This window comes from Speluncibacter jeojiensis, assembly GCF_029589495.1.
GTDB lineage: Bacteria > Actinomycetota > Actinomycetes > Mycobacteriales > Mycobacteriaceae > Speluncibacter > Speluncibacter jeojiensis.
In genome coordinates, this window is sequence record NZ_JAAIVF010000002.1 from 501,798 (window position 1) to 516,730 (window position 14,933).

The 14,933-nt window shown below is 69.4% G+C and carries 13 protein-coding genes, 1 tRNA gene, 1 other RNA gene and 1 pseudogene; 10 read left to right on the top strand and 6 right to left on the bottom strand.

The window, feature by feature from the left end; translation table 11 throughout:
* The first annotated feature begins 36 nt into the window (after positions 1–36).
* The 3 genes from G4X40_RS09500 to G4X40_RS09510 are packed head-to-tail and all read left to right on the top strand — an operon-like array spanning position 37 to position 3,033.
* A complete protein-coding gene (locus tag G4X40_RS09500; protein ID WP_277831967.1) occupies positions 37–1,203 on the top strand; it encodes an LLM class flavin-dependent oxidoreductase in 1,167 nt (388 codons plus the stop codon).
* Positions 1,200–2,243 (top strand): 2,3-butanediol dehydrogenase, encoded by a 1,044-nt coding sequence (locus G4X40_RS09505; RefSeq protein ID WP_277831968.1) that lies wholly within the window; start codon positions 1,200–1,202, stop codon positions 2,241–2,243. Before G4X40_RS09500 ends, G4X40_RS09505 begins: the two co-directional genes overlap by 4 nt.
* Positions 2,236–3,033 carry an SDR family NAD(P)-dependent oxidoreductase gene (locus G4X40_RS09510; RefSeq protein ID WP_277831969.1) on the top strand — a complete coding sequence of 266 codons (798 nt, stop codon included), beginning with the start codon at positions 2,236–2,238 and terminating at the stop codon, positions 3,031–3,033. Before G4X40_RS09505 ends, G4X40_RS09510 begins: the two co-directional genes overlap by 8 nt.
* Positions 3,034–3,196: 163 nt before the next feature.
* Here G4X40_RS09510 and G4X40_RS09515 read toward each other — a convergent pair whose 3' ends face one another.
* Entirely contained in the window at positions 3,197–4,387 is a 1,191-nt protein-coding gene (locus G4X40_RS09515) for a hypothetical protein (protein ID WP_277831970.1), read from the bottom strand.
* Between the two features lie 200 nt (positions 4,388–4,587).
* Between G4X40_RS09515 and G4X40_RS09520 the strand changes: the two are divergent.
* Positions 4,588–4,797 (top strand): annotated as a pseudogene (locus tag G4X40_RS09520) (YciI family protein); the annotation flags it as partial.
* Between the two features lie 154 nt (positions 4,798–4,951).
* Positions 4,952–6,190 (top strand): RNA polymerase sigma factor, encoded by a 1,239-nt coding sequence (locus G4X40_RS09525; protein WP_277831972.1) that lies wholly within the window; start codon positions 4,952–4,954, stop codon positions 6,188–6,190.
* An 11-nt stretch (positions 6,191–6,201) separates the two neighbouring features.
* Here the strand turns inward: G4X40_RS09525 and G4X40_RS09530 are convergent, their stop codons facing one another.
* From G4X40_RS09530 to ffs, 3 genes are all read right to left on the bottom strand, one after another.
* Positions 6,202–7,443 (bottom strand): L,D-transpeptidase, encoded by a 1,242-nt coding sequence (locus G4X40_RS09530; RefSeq protein WP_277831973.1) that lies wholly within the window; start codon positions 7,441–7,443, stop codon positions 6,202–6,204.
* 223 nt (positions 7,444–7,666) lie between these two features.
* Positions 7,667–8,944, bottom strand: coding sequence for an aminotransferase class I/II-fold pyridoxal phosphate-dependent enzyme (locus tag G4X40_RS09535; protein ID WP_277831974.1), 1,278 nt, complete (start codon positions 8,942–8,944; stop codon positions 7,667–7,669).
* A 51-nt stretch (positions 8,945–8,995) separates the two neighbouring features.
* Positions 8,996–9,090, bottom strand: an RNA gene (gene ffs, locus G4X40_RS09540) — signal recognition particle sRNA small type.
* A gap of 123 nt (positions 9,091–9,213) precedes the next feature.
* Between ffs and G4X40_RS09545 the strand changes: the two genes are divergently transcribed.
* Complete coding sequence (locus G4X40_RS09545; protein ID WP_277831975.1) at positions 9,214–9,978, top strand: sulfite exporter TauE/SafE family protein; 765 nt, start codon at positions 9,214–9,216, stop codon at positions 9,976–9,978.
* Positions 9,979–10,047: 69 nt separating this feature from the next.
* Positions 10,048–10,132, top strand: a tRNA-Ser gene (locus G4X40_RS09550).
* Between the two features lie 49 nt (positions 10,133–10,181).
* On the opposite strand, the gene G4X40_RS09555 is transcribed toward G4X40_RS09550, so the two are convergent.
* The gene (locus G4X40_RS09555; RefSeq protein WP_277831977.1) at positions 10,182–10,910 is read right to left on the bottom strand and encodes a rhomboid-like protein; all 729 of its coding nucleotides are present in this window, start codon (positions 10,908–10,910) and stop codon (positions 10,182–10,184) included.
* Positions 10,911–10,968: 58 nt separating this feature from the next.
* Here G4X40_RS09555 and gluQRS point away from each other — a divergent pair, with 58 nt between their 5' ends.
* From gluQRS to G4X40_RS09570, 3 genes are all read left to right on the top strand, one after another.
* Complete coding sequence (gluQRS, locus tag G4X40_RS09560) at positions 10,969–11,916, top strand: tRNA glutamyl-Q(34) synthetase GluQRS (protein ID WP_277831980.1); 948 nt, start codon at positions 10,969–10,971, stop codon at positions 11,914–11,916.
* Between the two features lie 509 nt (positions 11,917–12,425).
* A complete protein-coding gene (locus G4X40_RS22885; RefSeq protein WP_332519443.1) occupies positions 12,426–13,172 on the top strand; it encodes a DUF2189 domain-containing protein in 747 nt (248 codons plus the stop codon).
* A gap of 92 nt (positions 13,173–13,264) precedes the next feature.
* Positions 13,265–13,987 (top strand): queuosine precursor transporter, encoded by a 723-nt coding sequence (locus G4X40_RS09570; protein WP_277831984.1) that lies wholly within the window; start codon positions 13,265–13,267, stop codon positions 13,985–13,987.
* A 13-nt stretch (positions 13,988–14,000) separates the two neighbouring features.
* Here G4X40_RS09570 and G4X40_RS09575 read toward each other — a convergent pair whose 3' ends face one another.
* Positions 14,001–14,453 (bottom strand): Lrp/AsnC family transcriptional regulator, encoded by a 453-nt coding sequence (locus G4X40_RS09575; RefSeq protein ID WP_277831985.1) that lies wholly within the window; start codon positions 14,451–14,453, stop codon positions 14,001–14,003.
* Positions 14,454–14,933: the final 480 nt, after the last annotated feature.

Sequence of the window (14,933 nt, forward strand, 5' to 3'; positions counted from 1 at the left end):
GACCGCACCCCATCGGAATCCCGAGGAGCAGAACGCATGGGCAGGCTACGTTTCGGCGCTTTCATCGCACCGCACCACGCCATCGGACAGAACCCGACCGTCGCACTGCAGCGCGACCTCGACCTCGTCGAACACCTGGACCGGATGGACTTCGACGAGGCGTGGATCGGCGAGCACCACTCCGCCGGCAGCGAGATCATCGGCAGCCCGGAGATCTTCATCGCCGCGGCTGCGCAACGCACCCAGCGCATCAAGCTCGGCACCGGCGTGACCTCGCTGAGCTACCACAACCCGCTGTGGGTCGCGGACCGCATGGTCCTGCTCGACCACCTCACCCGCGGCCGCGTCATGCTCGGCGTCGGCCCGGGTTCGCTGCCCACCGACTCCGCGATGATCGGGCTGAACCCCACCGAGTGCCGCGAACTGCTCGACGACAACCTCGACATCGTCGTCCGGTTGCTGCGCGGTGAATCGGTGACCGCCACAACCAAGACCCACACGCTCGTCGACGCGCAACTGCAGCTGCGCCCCTACTCGCACCCGTGCTTCGACATCGTGGTCGCCGGCGTCGCCTCCCCGACCGGACCGCGGCTGGCCGGACGACACGGGCTCGGGCTGCTCTCGATCGGCGCGACGCTCACCCCCGAGGGCTTCGACGCGCTCGGCCACCACTTCGGGATCATGGAGGAACGCGCCGCCACCTACGGCACCACCGTCGACCGCGACCAGTGGCGGCTGGTGTGCCCGATGCACATCGCGGAGACCGAGGAGCAGGCCCAGCAGGACGTGCGGTACGGGCTCGGCGAGTGGATCGACTACTTCGGCAAGGTCGCGGCGTTCCCGCACTTCGGCTCCGGCGGAGCCGCGATGGACGACATGATCAAGTACATGAACCAGTCGGGGATGGGCATCATCGGCACACCCGCGCAGGCCCGGGAGCTGGTCGACAAGCTGATCGCGCAGTCCGGCGGCTTCGGCTCGATGCTGATCATGGGTACCGACTGGGCCAACCCGGCCGCCACCAGGCGGTCCTTCGAACTGATCGCGCAGGAGGTGGCCCCGCACTTCCAGGGCCAGTCGCAGCCGCTGTTCGACGCCGCGGCGCGGGCCGGCGGACGCCGCGACAACGACAACCAGGCGCAACACGCCGCGATCGCGCACATGACCGAGAAGTACGAGGCGGAACTGGCGGCGAAGAAATGAGAGCCGCTGTCCTGCACGGCATCGACGACCTGCGTGTCGAGGAGGTCCCCGAGCCGCGGGTGCAGCCCGGTCATGTGCTGATCGACGTGGCGTACAACGGGATCTGCGGCTCCGACCTCGGCATGGTCCACGCGTTCGGGATCTCCTCGCAGCCGCATCCGCTGACCGGCGTGTGCGGACCGCAGATCCTCGGTCACGAGTTCTCCGGCACGGTAAGCGAACTCGGCGCCGATGTGGACGGCATCGCCGTGGGTGACCGCGTCGTCGTGCAGCCGAACTACCACTGCGACACGTGCGTTCGCTGCCGCGGCGGCCTGGAGCACCTGTGCGAGGTCGCCGCCTTCCACGGCATCAACGCGCCGGGCGGCGGGCTGGCCGAGCGCACAGTGGTCCCCGCGGCGAACGTGCACGTGCTGCCCGACTCGGTGACGCTCGAACAGGCGGCGGTCGTCGAACCGCTCGCCGTCGCGCTGCACGCCGTCGAGCTGTCGGGCATCGCGCCGGGGCAGACGGCGCTGATCATCGGGGCCGGTCCCATCGGGATCGCCACCGCGCTGAACCTGCGTGCCGGCGGAGTCGACCGGATCCTGCTCAGCGAGCGGTCGTCGGAGCGCAGAAAGGTCGCCGCCGCACTCGGTTTCGACGCGATCGATCCGGAGTCGGTCGACCCGGTTGCGGCGGTGCGAGACTCGGGTGCCGGTGCCGGGGCCGACGCGGTGTTCGAGTGCGCGGGCGTGGCGGTCGCGGTGCATACGGCGCTCGGCGCGGTACGGGCCCGCGGAGCGGTCGTGCTGCTGGCGACCTACAAGGAACCGGTGGCACTCGACACCTACGCGATGATGTTCGGCGAGATGAGGCTGATGTCGTCGCTCTGTTATTCGCGCGACGAGTTCCGTACTGTGATCGACCGGATGGCGGCAGGCGCCTATCCGCTCGACGGCTGGACGTCGAGCGTCCCCCTGGCGGACGTGGTCGACGGCGTGCAGGCGGCGTCCGATGGTCGCCGCATGAAGGTTCTCGTGGAGGTTTCCCATGGCTGACAACACATTCGACGGTTCGCGCTTTGCCGGTAAGGTCGCCGTCGTGACCGGCGCGGCATCCGGTATCGGTGCGGCCGTCGCAACGCGACTGATCGGCGAGGGCGCGTCGGTCGTCGGCATCGACATCACCGGCGAGGCGCTGGACCGGATGGCCGGCGAACTCGGCGACCGGTTCGTCGGGGCGACCGCCGATGTCACCGTCGAGAGTGAGGTCGCCGCCGCCGTCGGGGTCGCGGTCGAACGATTCGGAGCACTCGACCTGGCATTCAACGTGGCCGGGGCAGCGCGCGGCGGCAAGATCCTCGACCTCGAGGAGTCGGACTGGGACTTCACAATCGACCTGGTGCAGAAGGGCGTGTTCCTGTGCACCAAGCACGAGGCGCGGCACATGGTCGAGCGCGGCGGCGCGATCGTCAACGTCGCGTCGCTCAACGCACACGTCCCGATGCACGGCGGCAGTCCCTACGTGACCGGCAAGGCCGGCGTCGAGATGTTCGGCAAGAACGCCGCGCTCGAGTTGGCCGCGCACGGCATCCGCGTCAACACCGTGCTGCCCGGACTCGTCGACACCCCGCTGGTTGCCGGGGTGACCGGCTACGAGCCGCTGCTCACCGGCTTCCTCGAGCGCATCCCGATGGGCCGGCCCGCCACGCCGGACGAGATCGCCGCGCCGTGCCTGTACCTGGCCAGTGACGACGCCGGCTACATCACCGGCTCGAGCCTGATGGTCGACGGCGGCTGGGAGCTCTCGAACTACCCGGACATCATGAAGATCGTCGGCGGGGCCTGACCTGACCGCCATTGCGGTGACCTCACACAGCCTGCGTGCACCTCGCACCGGCCCGGGCTCATGCGAAGTGCTCGCGGCCTGTGTGAAGTGCGAGGTGGCGGCGGGGGGCGGAGTGGGCGGCGGGGGCGGCTGCGAAGCGCGGGGCTGACGCGCCGGCCCGCGCCTACTCCGCGGACAGCGCGTCAGCGGCGGCGACCAGCCCCCAGTGCACGGCGGGCTTGACCGGCTCGGGCACCGTGTAGGTCTCGCCGATGCGGACGAAGCCCTGGTCCTCGAGGTCGAGCATGGTCTCCTTGACCAGCGCGACCGTCTCCTCGAACGCGCGGCGCTCGTCGTCCGACAGGTCGGCGAGCGCTTCGCCGTCGACGAAGCCGACCTCGGCCGGGTCGTCGGTGAACGCGGCCGCGACCAGCGCCATCGCCAGGTCGTCGGCCTCCTGGTACGGATGGCCGTCGTCGTCGGCGGGAGGCAGCATCGTCTCGGCGAACACCCGCGCCGCCACCGCGCGCAGCAACTCCAGCCGCGCCCCCGGGTCCTGGCCCGACCACGCGTCGGCGCCGGTGCCCCGCGTGACGGTGCCGTCGGCCACCGCGACCAGTTCGGCGTCCTCGGCGACCGACCACAGCAGGTCGAACTCGGACACCTCGGCGACCGACTGGGCGAGGGTGTCCACATCGCCGGCCTCCCCCGATTCGACGGCGACGCCCAGCTCACGGGTGACCTCGAGCAACTCCTGCTGCCCGAGCGTGCCCTCCCCGGTCACCGGACGCCCGGTGCCGATCCATGTCAGCAACGTGTCGAGTTGGAGCACCACCGGCAGCCCGGCGAGCGCCGCCAACTCGGCCTGCTGTTCCACCTCCGGAACGTCCAGCGCATCCAGGTCGATCAGGCCGGAGTCCGGTTCCAGGTACTCGTCGATGGTCTCCGCGCACACCAGGTAGGACTGCTCGGTGCCTGTCCACCGGCCGGTCTCGAAAAGGAACCCGAGCAACAGCCCCAGCGGGGCGAACACGTCGCCCAGCACCTCGGCCGGGTCCTCGTAGCCGAGCTGTTCCTCGTCTCCGCCCAGCGGAACGGCCGCGAGAACCGAATCGAGATCTGCTGCCTTCCAGGCGGTTTCGTCGAATCTGGGATCTGCCGACCGCATCACCCGCAGCCCGTCGAGCGCGCCCTCGACGGCGAGGTCCTCGTGGCCGTCCAGCTCTGCCTCGGCGCGAAGCCAGTCCCGGAACGGCCCCAGCACATTCGCGAACTCGGGTTCGCGCACCGCGACGGACGACCGTCCGCGCTCGCGTCGTCGGCTCCCCCGCGGCGCATTGGTCTTGGCCTTGGCGACGTGCTTCTTCCTGCCCACTTCCATTCCCTCCGCCGCGGGTGCTGTCGGTAAAATCAAGTCTCCCCCATCGGGGTCGCCCCGCGCCCGAAGTTCCCCAGCCCCGTCGCCACCGCACAGATTCGCACCGATTCTTCACCAACTGTCGATTTCCGCCGGGCTCGCACGTCGAGTAATCGAGCGGCCCGGACAGCGGGCCCCGAGACGAAGGGATGATCGTCATGTCGCAGTACCTGATCCTCTTGTACGAGGACGAGAACCAGTACGCCAACGCCGACCGGCAGCAGTCGGACCAGATCCTGCAGGACCACGTGACATTCCAGGGCAAGCACGGCGCGTCGGTGCTCGGTGGCAATGCGCTGCAACCCACCGCCACCGCGACCTCGCTGCGCGGGACCGACGGCAGCGGCGACCTGACCGTCACCGACGGCGCGTTCGCCGAGACCAAGGAGGCACTCGGCGGCTACTACCTGGTCGAGGCCCCGACCTGGACGCCGCGCTGGCCATCGCCAGGGACGTGCCGTGCCCGTTCGGCGGCGTCGAGGTGCGCCCCATCCGGGTCTTCGAGAAGTAGCCTCGCCCACGATGTCGACGATCGTCCCGGACCCGGCCGTCACCGCCGCGGTCGCGCAGGCCCACCGCGAGGAATGGGCGTTCGTGCTCGCCGCGACCGTGCGGCTGGTCCGGGACATCGACCTGGCCGAGGAATGCGTGCAGGACGCCTATGCGCAGGCGCTGACCACCTGGCCGCGCGACGGCATCCCGCGCCGGCCGGGCGCCTGGCTGACCACCGCGGCCCGCCACCGCGGGCTCGACGCGCTGCGCCGCGGCGCGACCCAGCGGGCGAAGCTGCCGCTGCTGATCGATCCGGAACCTGAGCCGACAGCACGGGACGAGGTGCCCGACGACCGGCTGCGGTTGATCTTCACCTGCTGTCACCCTGCGCTGTCGGTGGAGGCGCGGGTGGCGTTGACGCTGCGGCTGCTGTGCGGGCTGACCACCGTCGAGGTCGCAAGGGCGTTCCTGGTGAGCGAGTCGACCATGGCGGCGCGGATCACCCGCGCGAAGAAGAAGATCGCCGCGGCGCGTATCCCCTACCGGGTGCCGCCGCTGGCCGAACTGCCCGACCGTCTCGATGCGGTGCTCGCGGTCGTGCACCTGCTGTTCACGACCGGCCACACCGCGCCGACAGGGGAGGCGCTGATCCGCCGGGACCTCGTCGAGCGCGCGATGGACCTGGCCCGCATGCTGCACACGCTGCTGCCCCGCGACTCGAACGTGACCGGCCTGCTCGCGCTGATCCTGCTCACCGATGCCCGCCGCGATGCCCGGACCGCACCCGACGGGAGTCTGCTGCTGCTGGCAGACCAGGACCGCGCCGACTGGGACCACTCGGCGATCGCGGAGGGGACCGCGCTGGTCCGCGAGGCGCTGCACCACCGCCCGCCCGGCCGGTATGCGCTGATGGCGGCGATCGCGGCCGTGCACGACGAGGCGCCGACGTGGTCGCAGACCGACTGGGCCGAGATCGCCGGGCTCTACGACCTGCTGGTGCAGGTGTGGCCGTCGCCGATCGTCGCGCTGAACCGGGCGGTCGCCGTCGGCGAGGCGCACGGCCCCGGGCGGGGCCTCACCGAGCTCGACGCGCTGGCCGGCGAGCCCACGCTCGCGACCTATCACTACCTCGCCGCCGCCCGTGCCGACTTCCTGCGCCGGCTCGGCCGCACCGATGAGGCGCGGCTGGCCTATCAGGAGGCACTGCTGCTGGCGGGCAATGCGGTCGAGCGCGAGTTCCTGGCCGGCCGGCTCGACCAGCTGGGCTGAACCCCGGACCGTCAGGCGTGCAGGGCGCTGCCCGCGGCCCACTCGCTCCACGGCACCGACCAGTCGCCGTTCTGCCAGACCTCCAGCGCCGGGCCGCCGGTGTTCTTGACCTCGACGACGTCACCGGGCTGCGAGAAGTTGTAGAACCACTTCGCGTTGGTCGGGTTGAGGTTCAGGCAGCCGTGCGAGGTGTCGGTGTTGCCCTGCGCCCACACGGTGCTCTCCAGCTCGTGCAGGTAGATGCCGTCGGTGCTGATCCGGGTCGCCCAGTTGATCGACTCCTTGTAGCCGAGCCGGGAGTTGATCGGCAGGCCGAACGTCGACGAATCCATGATCACCGGGTTCGCCTTGTCCATCACCGTGTAGGTGCCGGGCTGCGTCCAGAAGTGGATGGTCTTGCCGCCGACGACCTCCTCGCCGCCCATGCCCATCGACGTCGGCATCGTGCGGGCGACCTGGCCGTTCTCGTAGACGGTGACCATCTTGGTGTCGTCGTCGGCGATCGAGACGTGCGAGTCGCCGATCTGGAAGGCGACGTGTTCGTCCTCCTGGCCGTACAGGCCGTCGCCGACCTTCTTGCCGTACAGCTTGGCGTCGACGGTGACCTTGGTGCCCGGCTGGTAGTAGTTCTGCGGGCGCCAGTGCGCGTTCTGGTTGTCGAGCCAGTACCACGAGCCCTGCACCGGCGGGTCGGTCTTGACCGTCAGCGTCTTCTCGGCAGCGGCCTTGTCGTCGATGGCCTCGTCGAAGTGCGCGACCACGACCGTCCCGACGCCGTAGGTTCCGCCGTCCGCGAGCGCCGCCCCACCGGTGGTGTTCAAGTACACCTTGGTCTGATTGCTTGGCTCGAGCGTCGCGAACGTGGTGCTCTTCGCGGTCGTCAGGCCCTTGCCGTCGATCGCGTTGACCGTCAGGTGGTAGGTCTTGCCGTAGCCGAGCGGCTCATCGGGCTTCCACGACGTGCGATCCGGGGTGGTGATGCCGGGGACCACCTTGCCGTCCGGGTTGGTGAGCGTCACCGAGGTCAGCGTGCCCTTGGCGACGTCGACGCGCACCTGGTCGAGCGGGTTGACCGGCTGGTCGTCGTTCGCGGGGGTGACCGTGACGACAGCCTCGCTCGCGGACTTGGTCGTGGTCTGCCCCGCGACCGCGTTGCCGGTGGTCTTGTCGGCGCCCCCGATCGTGCATCCCGCCACCACCAGGGTCGCCACCCCGGCGCTGATCAGCCCCAGTGACTTCTGCCAAGCCCGCATCCGCCCCGTACCTCTCGAATCGATCGTTTCGATGAACACCATCGTTCCGGTGCCATGGTCTGTTTCGGACGGCTCACCGGACGACGCCGGCCGATGCCGGCATGCACCGACCACCACAATGCCGAACCGGCATTACAGGCTGGTCACAGCGCTACGACAGGTCAGGCATCCACGCCGTTCCCGTGACAGGAATCACGTCCCGATCACCCCTCGCGGGGCGCGGTCACTGCAGGCTCAGGGCCCGCTCCGTCGCGGCCAGCAGCACGCAGGTCGCGACCCCGTCCATCGCGGTCGACAGCTCGTCGAGTGACGGGTAGCTGGGTGCGATGCGGATGTTCCGGTCGTCGGGGTCGATCCGGTACGGGAACGCCGATCCTGCGGCGGTCAGCGCGATGCCGGCGTCCTTGGCCAGCTCGATCACCCGCGCGGCGGTGCCGTCGGCCACGTCCATGCTGATGAAGTAGCCGCCGTCGGGCTCGGTCCACGACGCGGCCTTCGGCGGTCCGAGCCGGTCCTCGAGGATCTTCTGCACCAGCGCGAACTTCGGCGCGAGGATCTCGCGGTGCTTGGCCATGTGGGCGCGCACGCCGTCGGCGTCGCCGAAGAACTTCACGTGCCGCAATTGGTTGATCTTGTCGGGGCCGATGGTCTTCTTGCCGAGCAGGCCCAGGTACCAGGAGCGGTTGGCGGTCGACGCGCCGAAGAAGCACACGCCGGCGCCGGCGAAGGTGATCTTCGAGGTCGACGCGAACACCAGCGGACGGTTCGGGTTGCCGGCCGCGGCGGCCATGCCGAGCACGTCCAGCACCGGCGCGACCGTCTCGGTCAGCGGGTGCACGGCGTAGGCGTTGTCCCAGAACAGCCGGAAGTCCGGCGCGGCGGTCGGCATCGACACGAGCGCCTGCACGACCTCCTCGGAGAACACGGCGCCGGTGGGGTTCGCGTAGTTCGGGACCGCCCACAGGCCCTTGATCTGCGCATCGTTCGCGACCAGTTCGGCGATGACGTGCACGTCCGGGCCGTCCTCGCGCATAGGCACGGTGATCATCTCGATGCCGTACTGCTCGGTGATCGCGAAGTGCCGGTCGTAGCCGGGGCTCGGGCACAGGAACTTGATCTTCTCCTCGCGGCACCACGGCTGCGGGGAATCGGGGTTGCCCTTGAGCAGGGAGAAGACGATGAGGTCGTGCATCATCTCGAGGCTGGCGTTGTTGCCGGCGACGAGGTTCCCGACGGGGATGTTCAGCAGTTCACCGAAGATCGCGCGCAGCTCGGGCAGTCCCTCGAGTCCGCCGTAGTTACGGCAGTCGGTCCCGACGGCGTCGCGATACTCCTCGCCCGGTAGGCGCAGCAGCTCGGCAGACAGGTCCAGTTGCTCCGGCGACGGCTTTCCCCGCGTGAGGTCGAGCGCGAGCTTCTCGGCCTTGAGCTGCGCGTACTTCGCGGCTTGACGCTCATGTTCGGCGAGGAGTTCCTCGCGGCCGAGGGAATCGATCCACATCGCAGGGGCCTCTCACAGGCAAATCGAGGGTGGGCGCAGGGAGGTGAAGACATAAGGGGACCCCGCGCACCCGCCAGAGCCCGTTGACCCTTGCTGCCTTCCGGCCCTGGGGGAGTTCACAGGATGGACGCCGCGCGGGGTCCGTGGTCGAGTGTACCGGGACCCGCGGACTGCGCACGACTCGGTGCCCCTCCGTCGCCGCTCGGGATGTCGGATGCCCCGTCGAGGCGGCCCGGCCGCGGGTTCGACGGACGGTAGGGTGCCTTCGCGTGATCTCCGGCGCCTCCGTTCCCCTGCTCGCCGTGCTGGCGCTGCTCGGGCTGCTCGGCGGCATCGGCATCACCGCGCTCGGGCCGGGCGGCGTGCTGCCGACCATCGGCCTGTTCGCGCTCACCGACCTGTCGGCCTCCGCCGTCGCCGGCACCGCGATCGTCACGCACATCGCGACCGGCGCGCTGGGCACCCTCGCGTACACGCGCTCCGGTCAGCTGCGCCAACCGCACACCCGGCGAACCGCGCTCGTCTTGGCGGGTGCCGCGGTGGTCGGAACGCCGATCGGCGTGGTGGTCAACACACTGGTCTCGAAGCACGTATTCGGGATCATCCTCGCGGTCATCGTCGGCGGGGTCGCGCTGCTGCTCTGGTATCGCGAGACTCGCGCGCCCAGTGCAGGACGGCACCCGCATGTCGCGGTCGTCGCGGGTCTCGGGTTCGCCGTCGCGGTCCTGAGCGGGATCGTCGGCATCGGCGGGCCGATGCTCACCGTTCCGTTGCTGATCGCGTGCGGGGTGCCGGTGCTCGAATCCCTCGCGGCCGCCCAGGCGCAGTCGATCGTGATCGCCACCGTCGGCACGATCGGCTACGCCGCGCACGGCACGATCGACTGGGCCCTCGCCGCGATCGTCGGCATCCCGGAACTCGCCGGCGTGATCGTCGGCTGGAAGATCGCGCACGCCCTGCCGACCCGCACGCTGAAATATGCGTTGATCGTCGCGCTGCTGGCGCTCGCGCCCTACCTCGCGCTGTCCGCGTGACGCGGCGGTCTCACCGGTCGCCCCGAGGCGATGTGCATCCGTGCCGGATCACCCGGTATGCTCGCCAGCGGAGGATTCGCCTAGTGGCCTATGGCGCTCGCCTGGAACGCGGGTTGGGTTAACGCCCTCAGGGGTTCAAATCCCCTATCCTCCGCGCTGAGAATGGCCCGGACCGCACGGTCCGGGCCATTCTCGTCGGTATCTCAGGCGGTGCGCTCGTGACCGACGGAACGCCGACGCAACCGGCCGATCCAGTCCCGCGCGGTGACCATCGGATCCCACGTGCCCGCGCGCGACCCGATCAGCGGGTAGCAGGCCAGCCCGATCAGCACCGCGGTGAAGTGACCGAGATCTGTGAAGTTGCGGTCCTCCACCAGCGGGATCACGACCACGAGGAAGACACCGGCCAGATAGATCCAGCGCCACGGCCGCGCGATCCGATACGTCAGGATGCCGACGATCCCCATCAGCCCGTAGCTGACCCCGACGTCGAGCGTGAAGATCGCCCGGTGCGGCGCGTCGTCGTGCTGGATGGCCCAGTAGAGGACGCCCTCGCTGATGTAGGTGGCGCCGACGTGCGCGATCACCACCACCGCGAGCCAGCGCAGCGTGCCCAGCCACCGCTCGGCCGGCACGTGGAAGATGTTGTAGATCACCAGGTACGACAGCCACCCGCCGCCCTCGAGCCAAAAGGCACTCAGGACGAGCACCCGCAGCGGATCCTGGGCCAGGTGATGCAGGTTGGTCGACCGGGCACCGAGGATGTGGTGCTGCACGTGCTCCGGCAGATGCCGCAGCGTCAACGTCGTGGCCAGCAGTATCGCCAGCCAGATGAAAGTGCCCGGCGCGCGGCGGACGTAGTGCCACAGCGCCGGACCCCACACCACCGGAGCCCACCACCGTCCGGGAGCTCTCCTCGCGGGTTCCGTCACGTCCACGATCATTCACCGCCTTCGTGAACGATGACTGTGTATCTGCGACGATGCCCCCATGAATGCGGGACGATTCGCGCCGAGCCCGTCCGGCGACCTGCACATCGGCAATCTGCGCACCGCGGTGCTGGCGTGGCTGTTCTCGCGGTCGACCGGCCGCGGGTTCCTGCTGCGCGTCGAGGATCTCGACCGGGCGCGCACCGGCGCCGAGGCCCGCCAGCTCGCCGACCTTGCGGCACTGGGCCTGGATTGGGACGGGCCGGTCGTGCACCAGTCGGCCCGGCTGGACCTCTACGCCGAGGCGATCGACCGGCTGACCGCCGCGGGCCGCACCTACGAGTGCTTCTGCACCCGGCGCGAAATCCAGCAGGCCACCGAGGCCCCGCACGGGATACCCGGCGCCTATCCGGGAACCTGCCGGTCGCTGACCGCCGACGAGCGCGCCGAGCGGCAACGGTCCGGCCGGGCGCCTGCGCTGCGGCTGCGGTCCGACGTCACCGAGTTCACCGTCCGCGACCTGTTGTGCGGCGACTTCACCGGTCCGGTCGACGACCTGGTGCTGCGCCGCGGCGACGGCGCGCCGGCCTACAACCTGGCGGTCGTCGTCGACGACGCGGCGCAGGGCGTCGACCAGGTGGTCCGCGGCGACGACCTGCTCGCGTCGTCGCCCCGCCAGGGCTACCTCGCCACGTTGCTCGGCCTGCCGGTGCCGACGTACGCGCACGTGCCGTTGGCGCTCAATGAGCAGGGGCAGCGCCTGGCCAAACGCGACGGCGCGGTCACGCTGGCCGATCTCGCGGCGCTGGGGCATTCGCCGTCGGACGTACTCGCGACGATCGCGCGGTCGCTGGGGCTGGCCGGGCCGGGCGAGATGGTCATGCTCGCCGAGCTGCTCGCGCGGTTCGCCCCGGCGCGGCTGCCGCGCGAGCCGTGGGTGGTCCGGCCGGAACCGATCATGGCCGAACCACAAGGTATTTCGCCGGGCGAACAGTTGCGACATCGCTAGCACACGCTGGTCACAGGTCCTGCACAAACGGCCGATCCCCACGTAGGGTCGGGGCGGCAAAGTCCGCGTCACGCGGATCCGATTGACACAGAGGGGCCCGAATGACAACCGGTGGAACTGACCCGAACGAGCACGGTCCGGGGGCGAACCCACCTGAGCGCGAGACCCCGCCGCCCGGCGGTGCCGCACCGCGGCCCGGCAACTATCCGCCGCCGCCCGGTAACTACCCCCCGCCGGGCAATTACCCGCCGCCGCCCAATTACCCGCCGGCCCCGGGCAGCTACCCGCCCCCTCCTGGCCGCACGCCCCCGCCGCCCGGTAACTACCCGCCGCCCGGTGGCGCGCGGCCGCCGCAGCAGGGTGGCTATCCGCCGCCCGGCAGCATGCCGCCGCCCCCACCCGGCAATTACCCGCCTCCGGGGAGCATGCCGCCCCCGCCGCCCGGCAGCTACCCGCCTCCGGGTGGGCACATGCCTCCCCCGCCCGGTAATTACCCGCCTCCGGGGAGCATGCCCCCGCCGCCCGGTGGCTTCCCGCCGCCCGGATTCGGCGGTCCCGGCTACGGTGGCCCGGGCTACGGTGGCCCGGGCTACGGCCAGGGCATGCCGCCCGGCCGCCCGCAGCAGCTGAGCGTCGGCGACGCGATCTCGTACGGCTGGCGCAAGTTCAGCGGCAACGCCGGCGTGTGGATCGGCGTGATGGTGATCGCCGCGATCATCCAGGTGCTCATCGACTGGATCTTCGGGCTCAACCGCGGCGTATCCGGTTTCGGCGACTACTACAGCCCGATGCGGATCATCGGCACGCTGGTCGGTGCCGTGGTCGGCATCTTCATCCAGGCCGCGTTCGTGCACGGCGCGCTGCGCGAGACCGACGGCCACAAGCCGGACTTCGGGGCGTTCTTCCAGTTCCGCAACGTGGCCGCGATCGTCATCGCCAGCATCGTGGTCGGCATCGCCACCTGGATCGGCATGATGCTGTTCATCATCCCGGGCCTGGTCGTGGTCTTCCTGACCTGGTGGACGATGCAGTTCGTGGTCGACCAGAACATGGATGCGATGACCGCGATCAAGTCGAGCTACCGGGTGATCTCGCAGAACGTCGGGACGCTGTTCCTGCTGGCGCTGGCGCTGGTCGGTATCAACATCATCGGTGCGCTGCTGTGCCTTGTCGGTCTGCTGGTGACCATCCCGCTCACCATGATCGCCTCGACCTACGCGTACCGGGTGGCCTCCGGCCGACCGGTCGCCCCCTGACCGACTCACCCTCGACGGCGCCGTCCGACCCCTGCGGTCGGGCGGCGCCGTCGTCTGTGCTGGGGCAATGCCTCACAGCACAAGATGCTTGGATGGTCGGCGTGACAGCGACAGACCGGACCGACACCACCGCACAGCAGGCGACGTTCGCCCAGGTCGGAAAGAGTTTCTATCCGACCATCGTCGCGATCTTCGCGCCCCTGTTGCTGATCTCCAACATCTGCGCGACCAAGGGCATCGCATTCGGGCCCGTCGTCGGCAACTGGTCGATCCTCACCGATGGCGGCTTCTTCCTGTTCCCGCTCGCCTACGTGCTCGGCGACGTGCTCAGCGAGGTATACGGCTTCAAGGCCACCCGCCGCGCGATCTACATCGGATTCGGGTTGGCGGTGCTCGGCGGCTTCTCGTTCTGGCTGGCGATGGTGCTGCCGGCCGCCGACTTCTACCAGAACCAGTCGTCGTTCGAGACCGTCATCCGGGCGTTCCTGCAGGTCCTGCTGGCGAGCCTGGCCGGGTACATGGTCGGGCAGACGCTGAACGCGCTGGTCGTGGTGCGGATCAAGGCCCGCACCAAGGAGAAGCACCTGTGGGCACGGCTGGTCGGGTCGACAGTGGTCGGCGAGTTCGCCGACACACTGGTGTTCTGCGCCATCGCCGCGGGCGCGATCGGTATCTCGACCGCGAACGACTTCATCACCTACGTGGCGCTGGGCTTCGTCTACAAGTCGCTGCTCGAGGTGGCGTTGATGCCGATCACCTACCGGGTCATCGCGTACGTGAAGAAGCACGAGCCGACGTACCAGGCCGCCGGCTGACGCCGGGACCCGCTCACCGCGGCGATGCGGAGCACGATTTGGTGATCACGCCGGCCTGACTGTTCACCCGCAGCGCGGTGCGGATCTCGGAGAGGAACTCGCCCAGCGCGGTCGCCGAGGCGACCCGCACCAGCATCAGGTAGTCGGCCGTGCCGGCCAGCGAATAGCAGGTCTCCACCTCGGGATACTTGACCAGTTTTTCGGCCAGGTCGGCGTGGTCGGCCGGGTCGGTCGGCGTGACCGCAACGAACGCGGAGACCGCGAAGCCGAGCTTTTCCGGATTGATCACCGCGCGGTAGCCCTCGATGACGCCGGTGGCTTCGAGGCGGTGCAACCGCGCGTGCACCGCGGATGCCGAGAGCATGACCTTCGCCCCCAGGTCGCTGAGCTTGGCCCGCCCGTTGCTTAGCAACTCGTCGACCAACTGCTGGTCCACCTGATCCAGACCATCCCCCACATGTGTCATGTCGCAGGACGATAACGGGCTGAACCCACACAGCGCCGGTCGTTCGGCAGAAACACAGCAAAGTCTGTGGTGCGCACGGCATCTACAAGATCGGCTGAGACGCCTCAACCGGCGGATTTCGACTCCGCCCATGCCGGTCCGGAAACTTTTTCGGCCAGGCGCCGGTCTGCCGAAAGATCTCGTCGCCCGACGTCTCTGCCACTGAACAATCAAGCGAAGTATTTGAAAGTCGCCGAATTGTCTCGACGCGGCAACACCGGTTATTTATCGTTCTGCGCATCGCCAGGTGGATCACCTGAGTCGACACGCAATTCGGGTGCGCAAACCGGCCACCACCGAACCGCGCAAGGCAAGTCACAAGACAGCAATACTCTTCACGAGGGGTACGAATGCTCCACAGCAGAGCTAGAAGAATCGGCATCGGCGCCATAGCCGTGGCCGGCGCAGCCACGCTGACGCTGGCCACGAATGCTGCCGCTG